The 21,602-nt window shown below is 56.1% G+C and carries 19 protein-coding genes and 1 pseudogene; 18 read left to right on the top strand and 2 right to left on the bottom strand.

Annotated elements, in window-relative coordinates:
* Positions 1-4: 4 nt before the first annotated feature.
* Together guaA and guaB are read right to left on the bottom strand one after the other, a co-directional pair.
* On the bottom strand, positions 5-1,564 hold the full coding sequence (gene guaA, locus GXX82_05755; protein NLT22532.1) for a glutamine-hydrolyzing GMP synthase: 1,560 nt from the start codon (positions 1,562-1,564) through the stop codon (positions 5-7).
* Between the two features lie 3 nt (positions 1,565-1,567).
* A complete protein-coding gene (gene guaB / locus GXX82_05750; protein ID NLT22531.1) occupies positions 1,568-3,043 on the bottom strand; it encodes an IMP dehydrogenase in 1,476 nt (491 codons plus the stop codon).
* A gap of 175 nt (positions 3,044-3,218) precedes the next feature.
* Between guaB and GXX82_05745 the strand changes: the two genes are divergently transcribed.
* The 18 genes and pseudogenes from GXX82_05745 to GXX82_05660 all read left to right on the top strand — a co-directional run bounded on the left by GXX82_05745 (position 3,219) and on the right by GXX82_05660 (position 21,467).
* Positions 3,219-4,193: an ABC transporter ATP-binding protein gene (locus GXX82_05745; GenBank protein ID NLT22530.1), complete on the top strand. Its 975-nt coding sequence runs from the start codon at positions 3,219-3,221 to the stop codon at positions 4,191-4,193.
* Positions 4,169-5,107 (top strand): ABC transporter ATP-binding protein, encoded by a 939-nt coding sequence (locus GXX82_05740; protein ID NLT22529.1) that lies wholly within the window; start codon positions 4,169-4,171, stop codon positions 5,105-5,107. Before GXX82_05745 ends, GXX82_05740 begins: the two co-directional genes overlap by 25 nt.
* Before the next feature lie 211 nt (positions 5,108-5,318).
* Complete coding sequence (locus GXX82_05735) at positions 5,319-5,795, top strand: prepilin-type N-terminal cleavage/methylation domain-containing protein (protein NLT22528.1); 477 nt, start codon at positions 5,319-5,321, stop codon at positions 5,793-5,795.
* A 53-nt stretch (positions 5,796-5,848) separates the two neighbouring features.
* On the top strand, positions 5,849-6,214 hold the full coding sequence (locus tag GXX82_05730) for a type II secretion system protein (protein ID NLT22527.1): 366 nt from the start codon (positions 5,849-5,851) through the stop codon (positions 6,212-6,214).
* 12 nt (positions 6,215-6,226) lie between these two features.
* Positions 6,227-7,009 (top strand): prepilin peptidase, encoded by a 783-nt coding sequence (locus tag GXX82_05725; GenBank protein NLT22526.1) that lies wholly within the window; start codon positions 6,227-6,229, stop codon positions 7,007-7,009.
* A gap of 12 nt (positions 7,010-7,021) precedes the next feature.
* Positions 7,022-10,807 (top strand): hypothetical protein, encoded by a 3,786-nt coding sequence (locus GXX82_05720; protein ID NLT22525.1) that lies wholly within the window; start codon positions 7,022-7,024, stop codon positions 10,805-10,807.
* Positions 10,804-10,887 (top strand): annotated as a pseudogene (locus GXX82_05715) (prepilin-type N-terminal cleavage/methylation domain-containing protein). Before GXX82_05720 ends, GXX82_05715 begins: the two are co-directional and overlap by 4 nt.
* A 460-nt stretch (positions 10,888-11,347) precedes the next feature.
* Positions 11,348-11,767, top strand: coding sequence for a prepilin-type N-terminal cleavage/methylation domain-containing protein (locus tag GXX82_05710; protein ID NLT22524.1), 420 nt, complete (start codon positions 11,348-11,350; stop codon positions 11,765-11,767).
* Between the two features lie 13 nt (positions 11,768-11,780).
* Positions 11,781-12,899 (top strand): prepilin-type N-terminal cleavage/methylation domain-containing protein, encoded by a 1,119-nt coding sequence (locus tag GXX82_05705; GenBank protein ID NLT22523.1) that lies wholly within the window; start codon positions 11,781-11,783, stop codon positions 12,897-12,899.
* Between the two features lie 40 nt (positions 12,900-12,939).
* The gene (locus tag GXX82_05700) at positions 12,940-13,572 is read left to right on the top strand and encodes a hypothetical protein (protein NLT22522.1); all 633 of its coding nucleotides are present in this window, start codon (positions 12,940-12,942) and stop codon (positions 13,570-13,572) included.
* The gene (locus GXX82_05695) at positions 13,562-14,368 is read left to right on the top strand and encodes a hypothetical protein (GenBank protein NLT22521.1); all 807 of its coding nucleotides are present in this window, start codon (positions 13,562-13,564) and stop codon (positions 14,366-14,368) included. The genes GXX82_05700 and GXX82_05695 overlap by 11 nt, the downstream gene beginning before the upstream one ends.
* A 329-nt stretch (positions 14,369-14,697) precedes the next feature.
* Positions 14,698-16,332 carry a type IV pilus assembly protein PilM gene (gene pilM / locus GXX82_05690; protein ID NLT22520.1) on the top strand — a complete coding sequence of 545 codons (1,635 nt, stop codon included), beginning with the start codon at positions 14,698-14,700 and terminating at the stop codon, positions 16,330-16,332.
* A gap of 2 nt (positions 16,333-16,334) precedes the next feature.
* Positions 16,335-16,871: a hypothetical protein gene (locus tag GXX82_05685; protein ID NLT22519.1), complete on the top strand. Its 537-nt coding sequence runs from the start codon at positions 16,335-16,337 to the stop codon at positions 16,869-16,871.
* The gene (gene pilO, locus GXX82_05680; GenBank protein ID NLT22518.1) at positions 16,868-17,512 is read left to right on the top strand and encodes a type 4a pilus biogenesis protein PilO; all 645 of its coding nucleotides are present in this window, start codon (positions 16,868-16,870) and stop codon (positions 17,510-17,512) included. The genes GXX82_05685 and pilO overlap by 4 nt, the downstream gene beginning before the upstream one ends.
* The gene (locus GXX82_05675) at positions 17,490-17,981 is read left to right on the top strand and encodes a pilus assembly protein PilP (protein NLT22517.1); all 492 of its coding nucleotides are present in this window, start codon (positions 17,490-17,492) and stop codon (positions 17,979-17,981) included. The genes pilO and GXX82_05675 overlap by 23 nt, the downstream gene beginning before the upstream one ends.
* Positions 17,982-18,117: 136 nt before the next feature.
* Positions 18,118-19,446: a type IV pilus secretin PilQ gene (gene pilQ, locus GXX82_05670; protein NLT22516.1), complete on the top strand. Its 1,329-nt coding sequence runs from the start codon at positions 18,118-18,120 to the stop codon at positions 19,444-19,446.
* Positions 19,447-20,748, top strand: a complete 1,302-nt coding sequence (locus tag GXX82_05665; GenBank protein ID NLT22515.1) for a hypothetical protein — start codon at positions 19,447-19,449, stop codon at positions 20,746-20,748.
* A gap of 29 nt (positions 20,749-20,777) precedes the next feature.
* Entirely contained in the window at positions 20,778-21,467 is a 690-nt protein-coding gene (locus tag GXX82_05660) for an rRNA pseudouridine synthase (protein ID NLT22514.1), read from the top strand.
* Positions 21,468-21,602: the final 135 nt, after the last annotated feature.

Genomic DNA, 21,602 nt, shown 5'->3' with positions numbered 1-21,602 from the left:
CCCCTCACTCCCATTCGATGGTGCTCGGCGGTTTCGAGGAGATGTCGTAGACCACTCTGTTCACGCCCGTGACCTCGTTGATTATCCTTCGCGCCACCGTATCGAGGGTTGTGTAGGGAAGGCGCGCCCAGTCCGCCGTCATGGCGTCCTCGCTTTCGACGACACGCACGGCGATGACGTTGGCATAGGTCCTCTCGTCGCCCATGACGCCGACGGTCTTGACGGGTATCAGTATACCGAAGGACTGCCATATGTGCTTGAAAGAAGGATTGTGCTCGATCTCCTGGCGGATGATACTGTCCGCTTCCTGAAGCACCCGGACCCTCTCTTCCGTCACTTCGCCGACTATCCTCACGGCGAGACCGGGACCGGGGAAGGGCTGTCTGCCGACGATGTATTCGGGGACGCCAAGCTCGCGCCCCACCACCCTGACCTCGTCCTTGAAAAGTTCCCTTAAGGGTTCGATGAGGGTCATCTTCATCCTTTTCGGCAGGCCGCCAACGTTGTGGTGGCTCTTGATCGTGGCCGAAGGCCCTTTGAAAGAGATGCTTTCGATGACGTCGGGATAGAGGGTCCCCTGGGCCAGGTACCGGACGGAGCCGTTGGCGCGGGCCTCTTCCTCGAATATCCTGATGAAAAGCCTTCCGATGATCTTCCGCTTCCGTTCCGGGTCCTTCACTCCTTTTAAGGCTTTGAGGAACGCTTCCCCGGCATCGACGTACGTGAGGTTGAGGTGGAGGATGTCCCGGTAGGCCGCGATGACCTCGTCCGCCTCGTTCTTCCTCAGGACGCCGTTATTGACGAAGACACACCGCAGGTTGTCGCCGATGGCACGGTGAATGAGGGCGGCGACCACCGAGGAATCGACGCCGCCGCTCAAGGCGCAGATGACCTTCTCGCCTCCCGCCTCCCGGCGTATCTTTTCCGTCGCGAGTTCGACAAAGGACTGCGGCGAGAAGAGACCCTTGAGCCGGCATATCTTGTAGAGGAAGTTCTTGAGGATGCGCTTGCCCTTCGGGGTGTGGTGGACCTCGGGGTGGAACTGGACGCCGTAAACGGTGCCGTTCATGTTGCGCACCGCCGCGTAGGAGGAGTTGTCGGACCGGGCGAGGGCGACAAAACCACGGGGGAGGGTGAGCACCTTGTCGCTGTGGCTCATCCAGACGATGTCGCCGTCCCTGACGCCGTCGAGGAACCTGTCCGTCTGCTCTATATAAAGGTGGGCCTTGCCGAATTCACGTTTCGGGGCCTTCTCCACCGTGCCGCCAAAGGTCCTGGCCAGAAGCTGAAGGCCATAGCAGACGCCGAGGACGGGAACGCCAAGGTCGAAGACCGCCCTGTCGCAGAGGGGCGCGCTCTTTTCATTGATGCTGGCGGGACCGCCGGAGAGGATAATGCCCCGCGGTTTCATGGACCTTATGGTGCCAGGGTCAAGGTTGTAGGGGTATATCTCGCAATAGACGCCGAGTTCGCGTACCTTGCGGGCTATGAGCTGGGTGTACTGGGAGCCGAAATCGAGGATCAGGATGAGTTCCTCGTGGTAGTCGCGGTGGTGGCTGTCCATATCCTATTCGATCCTGTAGTTCGGTGCTTCCTTGGTGATGATGACGTCGTGGACATGACTTTCGCGCAGGGCTGCCGACGTTATCCTGATGAACCTGCGCTTGCGCTGGAGGTCCTCTATCGTCCGGCTGCCGACATATCCCATGCCCGCCTTGAGGCCTCCCACGAGCTGGTTGACGGATATCGAGAGGGAGCCGCGGTAGGGTACCCGGCCTTCGATGCCTTCGGGAACGATCTTGGACTCGGGCGCGTCATCGGGGATCGAGTAGCGGTCGCGCGTCTTCCCCTCGCGCATGGCCTCGAGGGAGCCCATCCCGCGATAGACCTTGTACGTTCTGCCCTGGTAGAGGACCGTCTCTCCCGGTGTCTCGTCGGTGCCCGCGAAGAGGTTCCCTATCATCGCGGTCTGTGCGCCGGCCGCCAGGGCCTTCGTGATGTCGCCGGAGAACTTGATGCCCCCGTCCGCTATGAGGGGTATCTGGTGCCGTTTGGCCACGGACGCCGCGTCCATGATCGCCGTTATCTGGGGCACGCCAATGCCGGCGACGATCCGCGTGGTGCAGATGGAGCCGGGGCCGACACCGATCTTGACCGCGTCACACCCTGCCTTGATGAGTGCCTCGCAACCCTCGGCGGTGGCGATGTTGCCCGCGATGAGCTGGACGTCGGGGAAGCTCTTCTTGATGGCCCTGATGGACTCGATGACGTTATTCGAATGGCCGTGGGCCGTATCGACGACTATGACGTCACACCCTGCCCTGAGGAGGGCCTCGACGCGCTCGTCCCGGTCGGGGCCGACACCGACGGCGGCTCCGACGCGGAGCCTTCCCAGCTGGTCCTTGCACGAGTTGGGGTACTTGCGCATCTTCTCTATATCCTTGATGGTGATAAGCCCCTTGAGGTCGAAATTCCTGTCCACCACGAGGAGCTTCTCTATCTTGTGCTTGTGGAGTATCTTCTTGGATTCCTCGAGGCCGATCCCTTCCTTGACGGTGACGAGGTTCTCCTTCGTCATGACGTTCTGGACCTTCCTTTCGAGGTTTGTCTCGAAGCGCAGGTCCCTGTTCGTGATGATGCCCACGAGCTTCGTGCCTTTCGTGACGGGTATGCCGGAAATGCGGTATCGGGACATGAGCTCCAGGGCATCCCGGATCTTGTTCTCCGGGGCGATGGTGATGGGGTCGACGATCATGCCGCTCTCGGATTTCTTGACCTTTTCCACCTCGTGTGCCTGGTCCTCCACGGTCATGTTCCGGTGGATGATGCCGATGCCTCCCTCCTGGGCGAGACAGATGGCGGTCTTCGATTCCGTCACCGTGTCCATGGCGGCGCTGAGTATGGGGATATTGAGCCGTATGGCGGGAGTCAGGTAGCTTGAGACGTCAACATCGGCGGGCATTATGCTGCTTGAGGCCGGCACGAGCAGAACGTCGTCGAAGGTTAGTCCTTCCCTGAAATCTGTCGGCTCTTTCTCTGACATGATTCACCTCATGGGGATAGTATACGCGTTTGTGTGGTTCTCTTTATACAAAAAATGTATGCGCTGTCAGGTGTTAGCTCATACATAAAAGGCTTGCCATTTAAATATGGTTAAGTATAATGCATAAGGTTCAAATAATCAAAATAAATTTCCCGTTGGGAACCGTCCGCCATCGATGATACATACAAAGGATAATACGCTTCTCGAGGTAACCGGTCTCAATACGGCCTTTTTTACCGGCGAAGAGGTCATACACGCGGTGAATGACGTGACCTTCACCGTCGGAAAGGGAGAGGTCTTCGGGCTTGTCGGGGAGAGCGGTTCGGGCAAGACGGTGACGGCCCACTCCATCATGCGCCTCGTTCACCCTCCGGGCAGGATCGTTTCGGGCAGGATCGTCTTCGAGGGCAGGGACCTTTTGAGCTTGAGCGAGAGACAGATGGAGGAGGTCCGCGGCAGCCGCATGGGGATGGTCTTCCAGGAGCCCATGACCGCCTTGAACCCTGTCTTGAGGGTTGGCGAGCAGATAGCGGAGACGATCGAGATACACAGGGTCCGCCAGGGAAACGGCGTGCGGGAAAGGGCGCTTGAGCTTCTGAGGCAGGTGGGGTTCGACGACCCGGAAAAGAGGTACATTCAGTACCCCCATCAACTCTCGGGCGGGCAGAGGCAGCGCGTTCTCATGGCGATGGCCGTCTCCTGCGATCCCTCCCTCATCATTGCCGACGAACCCACGACAGCCCTCGACGTCGCGACGGAGTCCCAGATCCTTGGCCTCACCCGGGGTCTCGTCGATTCCCTGGAGATGTCGATGATATTCATCACCCACGACCTGACGATAGTGAAGTCCATGGGCCGGTCCGTGGGGCTCATGTACGCGGGAAGGATGGTGGAGAGGAACAGGGTGGAGGATTTCTTCCGGGAGCCCTTGCACCCTTACGGCCGGGGCCTTCTGGAATCGGTCTACGGATTCTCGGGGACGGCGAAGAGGCTGAAGGCCATACCGGGTTCGGTGCCGAAGCTCTCGGAGCTGCCCAAGGGCTGCACGTTCCACCCCCGCTGTCCTTTCGCCATGGATGTGTGCAGGGGGGACGAGCCGGTCATGAAGGAGGTCGCGGAGGGTCAATGGGTCCGCTGTTATCTGTACTAGACGTCAGGAAGCACTACGAGGTCCGCAGGACCCTGTTCTCCGTGGCCAAAGAGACGATACGGGCCGTCGACGGTGTCAGTTTCCACCTCGGCGTCGGCGAGACCCTGGGAGTTGTCGGCGAGAGCGGTTCGGGAAAGAGCACGCTGGCGCGGTGCGTCCTCCTCCTCGAAAGGCCCGACAGTGGAGAGATCGTCTTCGACAACGTGAGTCTCCTCGCGGCGGGGGGCGAAGAGGTAAAGAGACTGCGCAAGCGGATGCAGATCATATTCCAGGACCCCTATTCGTCGCTCAATCCGCGAATGAAGGTACGCGAGATCATCGCCGAACCCGTCCGTTTCCATGGCATGGCAAAGGGGAAGGCAGACGTGGAGGTTCGGGTCGGCGAGATACTGAGGAGCGTCGGCCTCGACGAGGATTTCCTGAAGAAGTATCCCCACGAGATGAGCGGTGGCCAGAGGCAGAGGGTGGCCATAGGGCGGGCCCTCGCCACGGGACCGGACCTCATCATCGCCGACGAGCCCGTCTCCTCTCTCGATGTCTCCATACAGGCACAGATCGTCAACCTTTTCCTCGACATCCGGGAGAGGTCCGATATCTCCATGGTCTTTGTCTCTCACGATCTCAACATTGTCCGTTTCCTGTCGGACCGCATCCTTGTATTATATAAAGGTAAGGTTGTGGAGACCGGCGGCCGCGACCAGGTCTTCCTGAACCCCCTCCACCCCTACACGCGCATGCTTATCCGGGCATCACAGGGAGATTTCGCCCTGAGGGAAGAGGCGACGAACGGCGCCGACCCTTCGGGATGCCCCTACTATGACAAATGCGAGGACAGAAAGGTGGAGTGCGCCGACGGGACCCCGGAACTCAGGGGCGACGAGGACCACAAGGTTGCCTGCTTTCAGGTGTTTTGATCCCTCTGTCGGACAATGAAATATCAGGTTTTTTGCTTCCGGGCCGCGATCCTGCCGGACGGCAAGGAACAGCGAACCCCCGTCGGTCGGGCCTCCCGGGGGTGGATGCCTTTTCTCCGAAATGTGACGAAAATCATTTACATCGTTAACAGTTGTGCTAAACTAGCGATAATTAGAATTACTAACTTACATAATCCTCAGGAGGTGTAGTATGGTAAAGCTTCACAGGAACAAGAAAGGTTTTACGTTGATCGAGCTTCTCATCGTTATCGCCATCATCGGCATCCTCGCGGCGATAGCACTTCCGGCCTACATGGACTATACCCGGAAGACAAGGCTCACGGAAGTGACGAATGCGATAGGGTCCATTAAGACCGGTCTCATCACTTGGATGTCCGAGCAGGCAAACCCGGTCGCTACAACCTGGACGGGTTCCGACGCTGTTGGTGCCGGACTTGGCATCACTGTTCCCACGAAATATGCTGACGGCGGCGGCGCGGGCGTCGCCAGTGCGACTACCCCTGTCGTCACTTATGTTGCCGGCGGCACGAACTCGACCATCGTATGGGCAGTCGGCGGCATTTCGGGTGTTACCGGCAACCTGGTCCTGACCGCGGGTGATCAGAACCTTCAGTCATGGAGTTGGTCCGCCAGCACAGTGACTGCCAAGTACGTACCGAAGGACTAGTGTTATCCAACGGACGGGGGGCGCGTCAACGCCCCCCGCCTTTTATGAGGTTTATGGACCAAAAGGGTTTTACGATATTAGAACTGCTCATCGGCGCCGTTGTTATCCTTCTCGTCGTTCTCATCGCTCTTCCCATGCACGCCATGCGCAGCAAGAGAACTGAGCAGGTGAGTGTGAAGGCGCAGCTCCACTGCATCAGGGAGGCGGAAGAGACGTACAGGTCGCGGCATGGATATTACACGGATGACGCCAGCAAGCTGGCGAACTGGAAACAGAGGACGAAGAGATACCATTTCAGGATACGTCACGCCAGCTCGACCCGTTTTGTTGCCGAAGCGAACGGTGACCTCAACAACGATAAGATATGCGACGATACCTGGACCATCGATGAGAACGGGGTTCTGGCAAACGTAAAGTGAGCACGAGAGACGATGCATACCCTACATCTGATCATTGTTTTCGTTTTCGGAGCGGTCATCGGCAGTTTTCTTAACGTCTGCATTTACAGAATACCGAGAAAGAAGTCCATCATCCACCCTTCATCGGCATGTCCCGCCTGCGAGAAGCCGGTGAGGTTCTACGACAACATCCCCCTTGTGAGCTATCTCGTCCTTAAGGGCAAGTGCAGGGATTGCGGGGCAAGGATCTCCTTTCGCTATTTTCTCGTCGAGCTTATCACCGCGGTTGTCTTCATGATGATCTACCGACGGTGGGGGCTCTCCTACGAGTTCTTCATCCAGATATTCTTTACGGCGATCCTCATCGTCGTCTCCTTCGTTGACTACGATTTCCAGATCATTCCCGACATACTCAGCGTCGGGGGCATGGTCGCGGGATTGATCATATCCTTTCTCAGACCCGGTTTCCAGGTGATGGAGGCCGTCTGGGGAGTGCTTATCGGCGGCGGCGTTCTCTTCGTCATCGCCTACGGCTATCAGTTGATCACGAAACGGGAAGGCATGGGTGGCGGAGATATCAAGCTCCTCGCCATGATAGGCTCATTCAGCGGACTCAAAGGGGTGCTCTTCTCCCTCATAGGAGGTTCCGTTGTGGGTACCCTGGTGGGCATTCCCCTCATGCTCATGAAGGGCAAGGAAGAGGGTGGCAAGTACGCCATTCCATTCGGTCCATTCCTGTCCCTGTGTGCTTTGCTGTATCTCTTTGTCGGACCCGGGGTGGTCCACGCGGTGAGTGAGTTCTTGCTGTATCGATAAGGGAGAGGGTATATGAAAAAGACCTGTTTTGTTCTCGCTTGCCTGATGTTCCTGGGGATCCCCGCTTTTACGGAGGCAGCGACCAACAACGATTATTGCGTCAACCCCATATTCACGAGCAACGCGGTGAAGCCGAATATCCTCATTGTTATGGACTTTTCGGGGAGTATGCAGTTTCCGGCGTATCTGCCGGAGAATTTCGGCAGTTACAGCAGCAAGAGCGTTGCTCTCTGCGGGACCTCTACCATAAGCACGACAAGCAACTCTTCCAAAAAGTACGACAAGACCCGTGACTACTACGGTTATTTCGATACCACGAAATACTACGTTCAGACATCGAGCAAATATTACGAAAGCAGTTGTGGACCCGATCTGACCGACAGAATGGGAACTGGTCCCACGTGTATATCCGGCAATTTTCTCAACTGGCTCACTGCCACAAGGATGGACGTGGCGAGAAAAGCGCTTACCGGGGGAAGATTCAATACCGGCGGCGGCGCAACGTTTCTCGAAAGCGAAGGCGGGGCCTACGTCATTAACGATTATTACAATAACTGCAAGTATACGATCACCGCCGACAGCGGGACGGCACAGCGCTACCTCTCCATCTCGAACCGAACCTATACGACGACGTGCAAGCTCAATGGCGTCTCGAATCACAACATATTCACCGTAGTGCCTGCCGGAGTGACCGTGGAAGGTGTGGTCCAGAGATTCTACCCAAAGGCCCACATGGAATTCATGGTCTACTCTTCAGATCGCAACAGGGTAGGCCGTTTGCTCACGGCCAAAGACTCGCCACTGTCCACCATGGTTTCGGCGATCAACAACGAGCAACCTTATGGCGGTACGCCAACGGGTGAGGCCCTGTGGGAGGCATACGACTTTTACAAGCAGGAAGGACTCTACTCATATTACAATAACGCAGCGTATATCAATAAAGGATCGCAGAAGGACCCCTATTACGATGGTTCCACACCTATCTGGTGCCGAAAGGGCTTTGTCTTGCTCATATCGGATGGGGTCTGGGACAATTCCGTTACCTCGCCGAACGGTGTGGACCCAATGCGGGTTGCCCACAAAATGCGCACAGAGGACATGAGGTCAGACCTGACCGGGGACCAGAACATTACGACTTACACAATTTATGCCTTTGGTACGGGAACGGATGGAAAGAACGCCATGAGGACGACTGCGATGTTCGGGGGATTCGACCGTTCAGCGACCAGTGATTATCCTTATCCTTATACCACGTGGCCCTCAACGGACAGCCGCTACGTAAACTTCCCCCTGACACAGTGCGACTATCCGACGCGATGGGATGCTCAGTGCGTCCAGTGGGACAAGAACAAATCGAACCTGCCTTACAATTATTTCGAGGCCGATGATGGCAATCAAATGGCAAGTCAGCTTGAAGCCGCTCTGCTGGACATGCTTCGGCGTGCTTCTTCCGGTACGGCCGCGTCAGTCTTGGCGTCAGCCGAGGGCAGCGGCGCGAATATCCTGCAGGCCTTCTTCTTTCCCAAGAGGATGTTCGACGACGCGGAGATCGACTGGACCGGGGAGATGCAGAACCTGTGGTACTATATCGATCCACAGATAGGCAACAGTACGATACGTGAGGACACGGTTCGCAACAATATCCTCGATATCTTCAGTGACGACATCATCGAGTACGAATTTGACGTCGGGCTCGGTAAAACCAAGGTAAGGAGATACACGCCCAACACCAGCGCTCAAAAAGGGACGGAAGACAACCCCTCCCCTGTTGAGCTCGACGAGGCCAGGAATCTGTGGGAGGCCGGCATCATGTTGTGGGCCAGGGATCTGGCGACATCGCCACGCACGATATATACCACTGTGGACGGCATAAATCGTATCGACTTCAGTACGTCGGAGGCCTCCTCGAACGGGACCCTCCAGACCTATCTTCAGGCGACGGGTGACCCCACAACGGCACAGAATATAGTCAGTTACGTACATGGCAATGACATCGCCGGCTACCGCAACAGGACGGTGACGACGTCCTACTCGGGCGGCACCGGTACAAACGTATGGAAACTGGGAGATATTGTTTCATCGACGCCCCGGTTGAAGGCCTCATTCCCTTTGAATTCTTACCATCTCTATCCTTCGGAAGGGTACAACGACCGTACGTACTATCAATATGTCAATGATGTGGATGCCTCGGGGAACGCGACGGGCAACTACAAGCAAAGGGGAATGGCATTTGTGGGTGCCAATGACGGTATGTTCCATGCCTTTGAGCTGGGCAAACTCACCTTTAACAACCTTTCGGCCAATGAGGCTGCCCGCCTGGAGACTGTAGACGTGCCCCTTGGCACGGAACGGTGGGCCTATGTGCCGAAAGGGGCACTGCCCTATCTCAAGTACCTCATGAACACCGACTACTGCCATATTTACTACGTGAACCAACCCACGGTGATAGTCGATGCCAGCGTCAACGCGGGTGGGTCTTTGAGCCAGGACCCGAGCTACACGAAGACACGCTCGAGCTGGAGGACCATCCTTATCGGCGGGATGGGCATGGGGGGCGCGTGCCGTGACAGCACATCGAGCTGCAGCACCACAAGCGATTGCGTGAAGACGCCGATATCCGGGGCCGGGTATTCCTCGTATTTTGCCTTCGACATAACGGACCCCACGAATCCCACATTGCTCTGGGAGTTCTCGAGGGATGACCTTGGTTTTTCGACGACAGGGCCGGCCATTGTGCGGATAGGGGACCCCGCGAAGAACGGAAAATGGTTTGCCGTCTTCGCCAGCGGCCCGACAGGCCCCATAGATACGACCTACCACCAATTCATGGGATACTCCGACCAGAACCTGAAGTTTTTCGTCCTCGACCTCCTCGCCGGGCCGCAGGCGGCGGTGACGGTGATCGATACGGGGATCACGAACGCCTTTGGTGCCAGTCTTGCGAATTCCTCATTTGACGTGGACAGGGGAGACCCGAACGCATCAGGTGCCACACCGTACTCGGACGATGTGATCTACATGGGATATGTCAAGAAGGACGGGACGACGTGGACGAAGGGCGGAGTTCTTCGTCTCATGACCCGAAACGATCCCAACCCCACCAACTGGGCTGTGAGCACCGTCATAGACAACGTGGGCCCTGTCACGACAAGCCTTACCAAGCTGCAGGACCGCAAGAACGGAAAGCTCTGGCTCTACTTCGGTACAGGAAGGTACTTCTATCGCCTCAACGACGGGCTGACGATCGACGATCCCGACAACCAGCAGGCCTTCTATGGCATAATCGAGCCCTGCTACATGTCATCGACGAACATGATGAACCTGACGTGCACAACGACACGTACCGTGGGGGACCTCCAGGACCAGACGGGTTCGTCATCCACTCTCGCTCCCACGGCTCTCGGCTGGTACATCAATTTCCCGACGCCCGATTCAGGCTACAAGGCGCACCGGGTCCTGGCCCAGCCGGTGGCCTCCTATAACGGTGTTGTTTATTTTCTCACGAGTTCACCTTCAACAGACGTTTGCTCCATGGGCGGCTACACGTACCTCTGGGCCGTTTGGTACAATAACGGCGGTGCTCCCCCGGCGGCGGCCCTGTCGGGGATGGTCGTCACGCAGCTCTCGACGGGCCAGATAGCGACGCCGATCCTGAAGACGACAAGCGGCGGGTCGGCCCTGACCATAGCGGGCGGAAAGGCGATGGCTGTGGGTCAGGGGGTGAACATCGGCGGGGGCTTCTCGCTTTTGGGACCGCCGAAACCATTGAGGAAGATACTCCATATGAAGGAAAAATGAGAGATCACAGGGGTTTCACACTCATAGAGCTTCTCATCGTTATCGCCATCGTTGGGATCCTTGCGGCCATCGCGGCACCGAACATGTCCGGCTTTGTGAGGAAGAACAGGATACAGAACCAGACGATACGGATCTACAACGATATCATGAGCACGAGGATCATGGCGATGAACACCAACAGGATGCATTTCGTCGAGTTCGGCCTAGCGGGAAATCAGTACCGCGTTGTCGAGGACACGGACGGGAACAACGCCAACAATGGAGGCGCGTCCGATACGGTGCGGCTCGCGAGGACGGCCATGGTTCCTTTCACGTACGCCAACATCGATCCCGGGAGGGAAGCCATCGAGATCCAGGCCGGGGCCTTTACGAACAACCTCGTGACCTTCGATTCCCGCGGGATCGCGACAGGGCTTTTGAACGTGTCGGGGGGCGCGATCTGCATCCCTTCGGCGAACCTCAGGCCCAATACGAACTGCATACTCGTCACGCCTACGAGGATCAGGATGGGAAAGTACAACGGAGCAGCGGGAGGGTGCAGTGCTGCGGCGTGTAACTAAGAGCAGGAAAGGCTTCACGCTTATAGAGCTTCTTGTCTCGATGCTGGTCCTCTCCATCGGCCTCATGGCCATGCTTGACGGGCTGGCGAACTACATCAGGATAAACATGGAGAACCAGATGCGCAACGAAGCGATGCGCATCGCCGAGTCAACGGTGGAGACCCTGCGTAACGCCAGGTTCAGTGATGTGCAGACCCACGCGGTCGCGATCACTTCCCCTGAGGTCAGGAGGGTCCGCAACGTCGACGTGTCCTACACCGTCACCTGGACGGTGAACAACGTTGCCGCGACGGGTGTGACGACACCGACCAGCGTCGCGGTCCAGGTGAGTGTCACATGGGTCCACCGGAGTATCGCGCATCGGCACGATGCTGCCTCCATCATCAGTACCGATACGTGAGGTGAGGGCATCTATGACCAGAGACGAAAAAGGGTTCAGCTTGTTGGAGATACTCATTGCCATAGTGATCATGGGGATCATCATGGCGATGAACAGCCAGCTCCTTCAGGACCTTATCAGGGGACAGCGCCAGCAGGCCGGGGTCGTGACGAGCCAGTTTGAGACCTCACTCGGGCTGGAGATGCTAAGAAGTGATGTGTCCAACGCCGGGTTCGGACTCGCCGATGAATTCGCCAGCGCTCCCGGGACATACACGGAAGCGACGGCCGACCCTGCACAGCAGTTCAACAGCGCGCCCAACATCCCGAAGGCCCTTGTGCACAACAATAACGTGGGGGCCTTCGCGAATTACATAGCCAACTCCGACTACCTCGTTATCAGGTCTCCCGCTGTTGGCATGAACACTGCCGCCGGGAAGTGGACGAACATTACGAGCACAACGGTGCACATCTGGAATGATGTCAATCTCGACATGGTGAACGGGCGGGACTACATGATAGTCATAAAGCCGCGCTCGGCCCTGGGCGGAAAGTCCAAGCTCATCGTTTCTTCCAGTGGCGCCTATTCCGTGCAGTATATAACGTCCACCCTGGACGCCGCCTTCCAGCCTTCTGCGGCGGCGGGGGAGCGGTATCTTGCCTTTGGCATCGAGGACAGCATTGCTCCGACGATGCCCTTCAACAGGTCGGACTACTATGTCAAGCAGCCTGCCGTTGCGAACGTGAACTGCGCGCCGGGCACGGGAACGCTGTACAAGGCCATCGTCAAGCATGGACCAGCGGGAACGGGAGGGGCAACGGAAGAGTTTCCCCTCGTTGAATGCGTTGCCAACATGCAGGTCATCTTCAGGCTCGACACAAATCTGGATGGAGTTCCCGACCAGACGGTGAACGACATATCGGGTCTCGATGCCCTCACCGTCAAGGAGCAGGTCAAGGAAGTGCAGATATACATACTCGGTCATGAGGGTATCATGGACCGGGGATTCACATACGGCGGGGCCAACCCGGTGACTGTCGGGCCTTCCGTGGCAATGGGCACGAGCGTGAATCTCAGCGCCTTCGGCACCGACTGGAACCACTACCGGTGGAAGACGTACACGCTGATCGTGAAACCGAAGAGCTTTTACTAGAGAAGGATCGGGTGAGGACAGAATGATGGCCTGGCGTGGCATGAAAAGGTGCAGAGCGAACCGCGGTGTTGCCCTCATATCGGCATTGATCGTTGTCTCCGTTGCCGCAGGGATCTTCGCGGCCATCATGTATTACGCGATGACGGGGTCGGAGCTTTCAGGACTGCAGAGGAAATACCAGAGCTCAAAGGAGGCTTCCCTCGGGGCCATCGATATCCTCACGAAGGATGTCCTGCCCCGTGTTATGTCGGGAACGGAGCTCTCGGCGGCCGTAACGGGAATGGTGATCCCCAGCGTTCTGCCGGCGATCCAGGCGGACGCCGGGAAGGATACCTGTTTCCGTGCCAAGCTGTCGGGCGTGACATCGACCTGGCCCGGAGGGACGTGTGACAGCGGCAGTGACGCCACCATCAACCCCGATATCGTCTTCAATCTGAAGAGCACCTCCACATCGACGAAGCCTTTCGTGGTAAGCATGAAGATAGTGGACACCGTCACGGGCAATTCCGATAGAACAGGCACAATACTGGAGACGGCAAGCGGGGTGGTGGACGACGCGTCGTCCATCATCAAGGTCCAGCACTTTCCCTTTCTCTACACCATCATGACCGACGCGAGGCCGCAGAGCAGCACGACGGAACGTGCCAACATCGAAGTTCTCTATGCCTACTAAGCGCCCCGCACGACCGATAAGAACCATCAGGCCAACCCCGTCCACGGTGACGAGGGGTGGTAACAAGAAGGCTGTCGTTATCGCGGCCATTGTTGTGCTTGCCATTCTTGCCGCCCTGTACTGGTTTTTGAGCAGGGGTCCATCGGGGCAGGACAAGCAGTCCCCCGTGGACACCGCAACTGCCGGGAGACAGGCCGGTGTGCCCGCGTCGGAAACAGCATCGGACGTGGGTATCGCCATGGGGAAGGCCAGACTGCAGCTTGAATCCTCGGGCGACAGAGATATCGTGAGGGTTGTCATCGACAGGCCGGCCGGCACGGAGGATTCCGACATTGTGTACAGGTTCGAGTGGACCGTGAACGGCAAGCCCGCAGGCGACGGAAACGACAGCTTGAGCGGGTTCAAGCGGGGTGACAGGGTTGCGGTGAAGATCACGCCTCTGCAGGACGGAAAAGCGGGCTCGTCAAAGGTCCTTGATTTCATGGTTCAGAACACCCCGCCCAGGGTGACCGCAGGGCAGGATATGAAGATCGATGGCAACACATTCTCTTGCCAGATCAAAGGCGCAGACCAGGACGGAGATACACTGTCATACGCACTTGAGGACGCACCAGAGGGTATGACGATAGATCCTCAGAGCGGGGGCATCAGATGGCAGCTGAAGGAGAGCGACTACGGGGAGCGGACCATCAAGGTGAAGGTCAGCGATGGAAAGGGAGGGGTCGCGAACTACAACCTCAAAGTGGACCTCCAGAAACCCTCCCCGCAAAAGACAGTCGGAGACAACGCGAAATGACCCTTCAAGCACTTTCTCCTGCACGTGACATGATTCCTTGATTTTATTAGCCATTACAAGAAAATAATCTTATTGTTACGGCCGGATTGTGCATTTGTTTTCTGTATTATTTTAAAGTGTTAGAGGTAAAACGTGAGGAAATTAAATTAATATGAAGTCTAACATGGAAAAAAATGTGGGTGAAAAAGTGTTGACAAAAAAAGGGGCTTCTGCTACGTTGTCAACATGATAGGGGCTTAAAAGACGTGTGTTCTGTCCTCAGCTCCTCTATGCATCAAGGGAAAGTGCAGCCCGGGAGCCCGGGCGCATGAAGCGCGTACAGGGTGGCTATGGCAAATCCATTTGAATCGTTCGGTACTTTATTCCTTGTCTTGCCCATCGTGGTCTACCTGTTCGGCAGCTACGTTCTTTACAAGATCGGCAGCAAGTTCGGGATCGGTTCCTTCTGGCATTACCTCATTCCTTTTTACAATATGGTTCTCATGTGCAGGTGCGGGGACGTGTCAGCCTGGAATGTCCTCGGCCTCATGGTATTTCCCATAAACATATACTCGACGATCAATATATGGGGGAGCATCGCCGAAAGGTTGGGCAAGAGGTACTGGCTCTATGGGATCACCACGCTCATCTTCGGGATACCGATATTGATCCTTGCCTTTGATTCTTCGACGCCGGCGGGCAGGGAGATCTTCGTCCGTGAGCCTCTTCCGGCAGAGCCTTCCCCGGCGGACACCCCCGCCTCGGTAGAGTACGAGGAGCCGAAGAGTGTCGAAGCCGCAGGCCCGGTGGAAGCGACGCCCATGACGAAGAATGAGAACGCGGACCTCCTCGAGGAAGAACCCGCGCTGGTGGTCACAGACGTCAAGCAGAAGAAGTACAAGACGAAAAGGGGCCTCTTCGAATCCATTAAGGAATCGGGGATGTTCAGCAGTTTCGTCATCAAGCAGGTGGATGAGCTGGTTGGCGTCGATATCGGTACCACATCCATCAAGATGTGCAGTCTGAAGAGTTCAAAAGGTGCTTTCTCGATCCAGAACATCGTCAAGAAGACCTACGAACAGGAGCTTATAAGCGACGGCCACATTGTCGACATCGATTTCCTTGCCCAGGAGCTCCAGGCCATATTCAAGGAGAACGGCATCAAGTCGAAGAACGTGGCCTGCGCGCTGTCGAGCTATTCAGTGATATCGAAGAAGATAACCGTACCCTTCATGGATGACGATGCCCTGGAGAACATGATCGGTGTCGAGGTGGAGAACGCGATCCCCTTCCCGATGAAGGACATTTATTACAGCTATTACGTGATCGGTGTGGACCCCGAGAAGCAGAACATGATGAACGTCAAGATAGTGGCGGTCAAGAGGGAGATAGTGGACGCCTATATCGCCACATTTAACATGGCGGGGCTCAACCTCCAGATACTGGATGTCGACATGTTCGGCATATCGAACGTGGTGGAACAGATATACGCGCCAAAGGAGCACTCCGTCCTCATCGTGGACATAGGCGCGTCGGTCACGAACATCGCCATCCTCAACGGTGAGAACATCGAGTTCACGCGCGAGATCCTGATGGGCGGGAAGTATCTCACAACCCAGATACAGAGATCGATCAAGGTGAAGTACAAGGAAGCGGAGGAGAAGAAGGTCGCCGCCGACGCGGACGTCACCTATCTTTTTGAAGACTTCATTTTCAATATATCGTCGGAGATCAACAAGACCGTCAGGTTCTACCTTGCCACGAAACCGAAGGAGAACATTGGAAAGATCTTCGTGACGGGCGGCTCGTCGCTCCTGCCGGGGATCAAGGAAAAGATCGTCGATGAGACGGGCATCCCCGTGGAGGTCGTCGATCCCTTTCTCCTCGTTGAGGCGGGGGCCCAGACAGGTTTGTACGGGGAGCTCAAAGAGGTGATGGCGGTGCCCGTCTACCTGTCGACGCGCGTAACGGATCTTATGGGATAGACATGATAAAGGTCAACCTCTTACCCTACAAGAAGACGAGAACGAGTACTCTCAAGATCAATATCGTCACCTTCGTGCTGATGCTGATCATCGGGAACATATTCTTCTGGGCTTTCTATTTTTACAACGAGCGTGAGATAGGCGATTACGAGAGAAATATCAGGACAACGCGCCAGGAGCTGGCGAAACTGCAGCCCTATTACCAGGAATACCAGAGGATACAGGCCGCCAAAAAGGAAATAGAGCGGCGGATAAAGGTGGTCAACCAGCTGAAGGCAGGCAGGGCGCTCGCGGCACGGTCGTTCTATGACCTGTCGACGACGATGAAGGACGGGGTGTGGCTCAAATCATTCAAGAGAAGGAGCGATAAGTTCGAGATAGAGGGAAGATCTCTCGTCAATGAGTCCATATCGGATTTCATGGAAGTGCTGTCGAACCTGCCCTACATGAAGGATGTTGAACTGAAGAGTATACAGGATGTGACGGAAGAGGGTCTCGTGGTCAAGAAGTTCATCGTTCAGGGGAACATGTCCTTATGAGAGTCGGATTCGAGCCGAAAAGCCTGGGAAAAAAGATAGAGAAGATACCGCAGAAGTACGTTCTCATCGTCATGATCGTCCTCGTCGTCGCGGTGCTGGCGGGTCTCTATTACTTTCTCATGATGCCCCAGCTCGAAAGAAAGGCCAAAGCGGCAAAGGAGTACGCCGAAGTGCAGATGCAACTGGGCCGGCTCAAGAGCATCCAGAGGAACATCGCTAAACACCGCCAGGAATACACCCAGATGCAGGAACTTTTGCAGGAGGTCATGAGGCAGCTTCCGGAGTCGAAGGACATCCCCAACCTCTTAAGGAGCGTGACCTCCGTGACGGAGGAGACGCGCCTGAAGGTCAAGCAATTCGAGCCGAAACAGATAAAGCACACGGATTTCTACTCGGAGCTGCCCTTCGAGATGAAGTTCCAGGGAAGGTTCAGGAACCTGGCGGCCTTTCTGGATGGCGTCAGGAAGCTGGAACGTATCATTAGTGTCACGGACTTCACGGTCGAGGCAAAGGGCCCCCCGAGAAATGTTGTGGTGGAAGGATCGTGCAGTGCAAATGCGTATGTATACCTGAAGACGCCGGTGAAGAAGGCGCCGGCTCAAGGAGCGAAAAAGGCAAATGTCCCGCCTGCAAAAAAGTAGTTTTGTGATCGGCATCTGCCTCTTCCTGGGTCTATCCTGTGCCCACGCGCAGACTCCCAAAGTTCAGCCTGCCCCGAAGAAAGAGGCGGCGAAGGAAGAGGCGGCAAAGAAGTTCAATGTCGAGGATTTCACCTACTCCGCCGAGGGTCGGGATCCCTTCGAGCCTGTCCTGCTCCTCAAGGCCAAGACCGCACGGGGTGTGAACGTCAGGTCCTCAAAGGAAAAGAAGGAGTCCGAAAGGGCCGGTTACGAACTGGAAGAGTTGCGGTTCGTCGGCGTGATAAAGAGCGGTACCGGCATGATCGCCATGATGGAAGATGTGCAGGGAAAGGGTATCTTCTTCAGGAAAGGGGACCACTTGAACAAGAACATGTGGGTGATGGACGTTTCAGCCAGCAATATGGTGGTTGGCTACAAGTCAAGAGGGGAGACGAAGAAGATCGTTGTTGACATCCCCTCGAAAAACTGAAGGGTGACTTATGAGTAGAAGAATAGCGGCTGTATTTTTTCTGTTACTTTTAATCATACCTTTATTGTGCTTCAGTCAATCGGCGAAACGCACGTCCCCTGTCTCAAAGGTCTCTTTCGATTTCATGGATGCCGATGTGAGGAATGTCGTCAGGATCCTCGCGGAGGTCTCGGGAAAGAACATCGTGATATCCGACGCCGTCAAGGGAAAGATAACGATGAAGCTCGAAGATGTTTACTGGGATGAGGCGCTGGACCTTGTCGTCGAGACGGGAGGCTTGAGGAAGATAGAGGCGGACAATATCATTCGCGTTGTCACCGTGAAGGAATACGATGACGAGTTAAAAAGGAAGATAAGCGAGAGGGAATCCTTCAGAAAGGACCGTCTCGAAAGACAGAAAATGGGTGAGGAGTTTGTGACGGAGACGGTCTACCTGAGCTATGTCAGCCCCGCCGACATGGAAAAGATGCTTAAAGGGGGGAGCGAGGCGGCGGCTCCGGGTGGCCAGAAGAAGGGCTTTCTCTCCGAGTTCGGCACCATCACGCAGGTGAACTGGAACAATGCCCTCATCATCAGGGACACCAGAGAGAACGTCTCAAATATGATCCGCATCGTTAAGGAGCACGACAAGAAGCCGAACCAGATACAGATCGACTGCAAGATCGTGCAGGCGACCACGAACTTCTCGAGGGAACTGGGAATACAGTGGGGCATGCGGTCCGACCAGACCTCAAACATTCTCGGCAACAAAGAGGTGCTTGTGTCGGGTGGAAGGAGTTTCACCTCCGCTACAGAGGGTGCAGAGGGAACGATGATATCGACGACGAACCTTATCGGTTTCAGGCGGAGCGGGTCCATCATTCCGTACAACGTCAACCTTCCCGCCGCGGTGGGCGCCGGAAGCGGCGGGACCCTGGGGTTCTATATAGGAAGCGCCACCGATGCCTTCCAGCTCGACGTGCAGTTGTCCGCCCTCGAGGACGAGGGAAGGGGAAGGATACTCTCCAATCCCAAGGTCATCACCTCGGACAACAAGAAGGCGATCATCCAGCAGGGCAAATCGATCCCATACAAGACCTACTCACAGTCAGGAACGCAAACGCAGTTCGCGGAAGCCGTCCTTGGCCTGGAGGTGACCCCGTCGGTGACGAAGGACGGTTTCATCAAGCTCGAGATACTCGCAAAGAAGGACCAGGCGGACTTCGTGAACACCTCCGAAGGCGTCCCGACGATAGACAAGAAGCAGGCATCCACTCTCCTTTATGTGAAGGACGGTGAAACTGCGGTCATCGGCGGTATTTACGAGCGCGAGGAAGGCTCGAGCGAGAATGGCATTCCCGGGTTGAAGAACATTCCCCTCCTGGGATGGCTTTTCAAGAAACAGACAAAGATCGACGACAGGACGGAACTGCTGATCTTTATCACGCCGAGGGTGGTCAAGAACGTTTACAAGAACGAGGGCTAAATGAAAGCTATACTGGCAGCAATCGTATGCTTATCGGTTTTTCTATCGGCCAATTGCATTGCCGCCGCCGAGAATGACCTTGTGGTGGGACAGATCACCGCCAGTGTTGAGAAGAAGTTCAAGATGCTCACAGGCGACAAGGCCTTCACGAATCTGGGGACGAGGTCGGGGGTGATAAAGGGCGATATCCTCACTGTCTACCACCAATCGGATACGAACAGGGCGGAGCCCATCGGCGAATGCGCCATAGTTGAGATCTACGATTCCAAGAGCGTCTGCGAGGTCATCACCATGAACCGGGAGATCGGGATGGACACGGTGACCATCAAGAAGATGACCTACGACGACGCCCTTCTCTTTCCGCCCATCTTTGCGCTCTTGACAAAGGTGGTGGAGCCTTACTCGCCGGAGAAGAAGATCGTTGTCTATGTCCACGAGTTTTTCGATGAGAACCACAACGTCACGCGTTTCTCGGAGAAGATAAAGAGGGAAGTGAACAAGGTCTTCTTTCAGAAGAAGAGGATGATGTCGGCAGGAAAGGCAATAAGCCCCGCGGTCTTTGCGTATCTGCCGGGAGAGTATAACGAGTACAACAGGACGATAGAAGATTACCTGAGGCGTGACCGGATAGATGTCATCATAGCCGGGACATACAGGATCGTGGGCGATAAGGTCCAATTATCCTTCTACAAGATAGACAGCAACTGGGAGGATATAGCCCTCGATACCACGATCACGGCGAAGCCTTATGCCGCGATGGCGGCTGAAGTGACGGTTCCCTACAAGCAAAGGAAGAAGGAGAAGACCGTCGCCTGCGATGTCGTATACAAACCCGTGTATCATAAGACTGAGAGCCGCGACGAACGGAACAGGATCATCGATTACGAAACGCAGAACAACCCCATTCTGGAGTACACCCTCAGGCGTGCGGAGTTCAATATCATAGCCCCCGTCGCTTTCTGGGTTCGCATCGACGGCAACGAGATACGCTTCGACAAATCCCACGAGTACCGCATACCGCTTACCACCGGAGAACACGTGATCACGGCATCTTTCAAGAAGGGGTTCTATTACAACGACACCTTTCTCGTGGCGCTGTCCGAACCCAGTGTGGTGAAGAAGACGGCCATGCTCTCCGTCGACAAACCCGAGGACCTCGTCATAGAGATAGAGGCGAATCCTCTTCCCAGGCGGGAGAACATCGTTTTCAAGATCTATCGAAAGGTCACGCGGAGTACGACGGTCGTAAAGCCTGTATTGAAGAGAGAGACCCTGAAGCCGGTAGAGACCTTCAAGGACTAAGGGCGCGTTCCCCTCGATAACAGAGTCGCATGGAAAGCCTCGTCAAGTTCCTCGCGCGGGCAGGTTCCTTCCCGCGCAGACACGCAGAAGCACTGATCCGGGAGGGCAGGATACGCATCAACGATGCCCCGGTCCTGTCGCCGTCCACGCAGGTGGGTCCGGGGGACCGCGTCTTGCTCGACGGGCGACCCCTGTCTACGGAGCCCATCAGGGTCTACATCGCTTTGAACAAACCCGATGGCTACATGTCGGACCTCAAGGACACGAGGGGAAGGAAGCTGGCGAGAGACCTCATCAAGCATGACCTCAGGCTCTTTCCCGTGGGGAGGCTCGACTACCATTCCGAGGGTCTCATGATCTTCACGAACGACGGCGACCTCGCGAACCAGATCATGCACCCCCGGTACAACGTTACGAAGGAATATCTCGTCAAGTTCAAAGGCGTGCTACCGAAACAAGCCGTCACGAGGATGCGGCAGGGCATCCATATAGAGGGTGAACTCTACCAGGCCGAGGCGGTTCGTCTCGTGAAGAAGGCCCCCGCGAACGTCTGGTACAGCATGGTCGTGAACGAAGGGAAGAACAGGATGATAAGGAAAATGGGGGCAGCCGTGGGCCATCCTGTCCTGAGACTCAGGCGCGTCCGCATCGGCAAACTGCGCCTCGGGGACCTCAACCCCGGCGAATACCGCCACGTGGAAAAGAACGAAATAATCTAACCGCCAGCCCCCCTCGGCCGTTTCGTAGTTGATGCCGCAAAGTGCTGCTCCTGTTTCTGTCTGTAACCTGAAACCTGGGACCTGAAACCTGAGACTGTTTCTATTTGGCGGAGAGGGTGGGATTCGAACCCACGG

The sequence above is a fragment of the Syntrophorhabdus sp. genome (genome assembly GCA_012719415.1).
GTDB lineage: Bacteria > Desulfobacterota > Syntrophorhabdia > Syntrophorhabdales > Syntrophorhabdaceae > Delta-02.
Note: the sequence above shows the minus strand (reverse complement) of the source record. Positions and strands in the feature narration are given on the sequence as shown.

Excerpts from the sequence above, each read along its gene's own strand:
- guaA (NLT22532.1), bottom strand. The coding sequence starts at position 1,564 with ATGGACAGCCACCACCGCGACTACCACGAGGAACTCATCCTGATCCTC.
- guaB (NLT22531.1), bottom strand. The coding sequence starts at position 3,043 with ATGTCAGAGAAAGAGCCGACAGATTTCAGGGAAGGACTAACCTTCGAC.
- GXX82_05745 (NLT22530.1), top strand. The coding sequence starts at position 3,219 with ATGATACATACAAAGGATAATACGCTTCTCGAGGTAACCGGTCTCAAT.
- GXX82_05740 (NLT22529.1), top strand. The coding sequence starts at position 4,169 with ATGGGTCCGCTGTTATCTGTACTAGACGTCAGGAAGCACTACGAGGTC.
- GXX82_05735 (NLT22528.1), top strand. The coding sequence starts at position 5,319 with ATGGTAAAGCTTCACAGGAACAAGAAAGGTTTTACGTTGATCGAGCTT.
- GXX82_05730 (NLT22527.1), top strand. The coding sequence starts at position 5,849 with ATGGACCAAAAGGGTTTTACGATATTAGAACTGCTCATCGGCGCCGTT.
- GXX82_05725 (NLT22526.1), top strand. The coding sequence starts at position 6,227 with ATGCATACCCTACATCTGATCATTGTTTTCGTTTTCGGAGCGGTCATC.
- GXX82_05720 (NLT22525.1), top strand. The coding sequence starts at position 7,022 with ATGAAAAAGACCTGTTTTGTTCTCGCTTGCCTGATGTTCCTGGGGATC.
- GXX82_05705 (NLT22523.1), top strand. The coding sequence starts at position 11,781 with ATGACCAGAGACGAAAAAGGGTTCAGCTTGTTGGAGATACTCATTGCC.
- GXX82_05700 (NLT22522.1), top strand. The coding sequence starts at position 12,940 with ATGAAAAGGTGCAGAGCGAACCGCGGTGTTGCCCTCATATCGGCATTG.
- GXX82_05695 (NLT22521.1), top strand. The coding sequence starts at position 13,562 with ATGCCTACTAAGCGCCCCGCACGACCGATAAGAACCATCAGGCCAACC.
- pilM (NLT22520.1), top strand. The coding sequence starts at position 14,698 with ATGGCAAATCCATTTGAATCGTTCGGTACTTTATTCCTTGTCTTGCCC.
- GXX82_05685 (NLT22519.1), top strand. The coding sequence starts at position 16,335 with ATGATAAAGGTCAACCTCTTACCCTACAAGAAGACGAGAACGAGTACT.
- pilO (NLT22518.1), top strand. The coding sequence starts at position 16,868 with ATGAGAGTCGGATTCGAGCCGAAAAGCCTGGGAAAAAAGATAGAGAAG.
- GXX82_05675 (NLT22517.1), top strand. The coding sequence starts at position 17,490 with ATGTCCCGCCTGCAAAAAAGTAGTTTTGTGATCGGCATCTGCCTCTTC.
- GXX82_05665 (NLT22515.1), top strand. The coding sequence starts at position 19,447 with ATGAAAGCTATACTGGCAGCAATCGTATGCTTATCGGTTTTTCTATCG.
- GXX82_05660 (NLT22514.1), top strand. The coding sequence starts at position 20,778 with ATGGAAAGCCTCGTCAAGTTCCTCGCGCGGGCAGGTTCCTTCCCGCGC.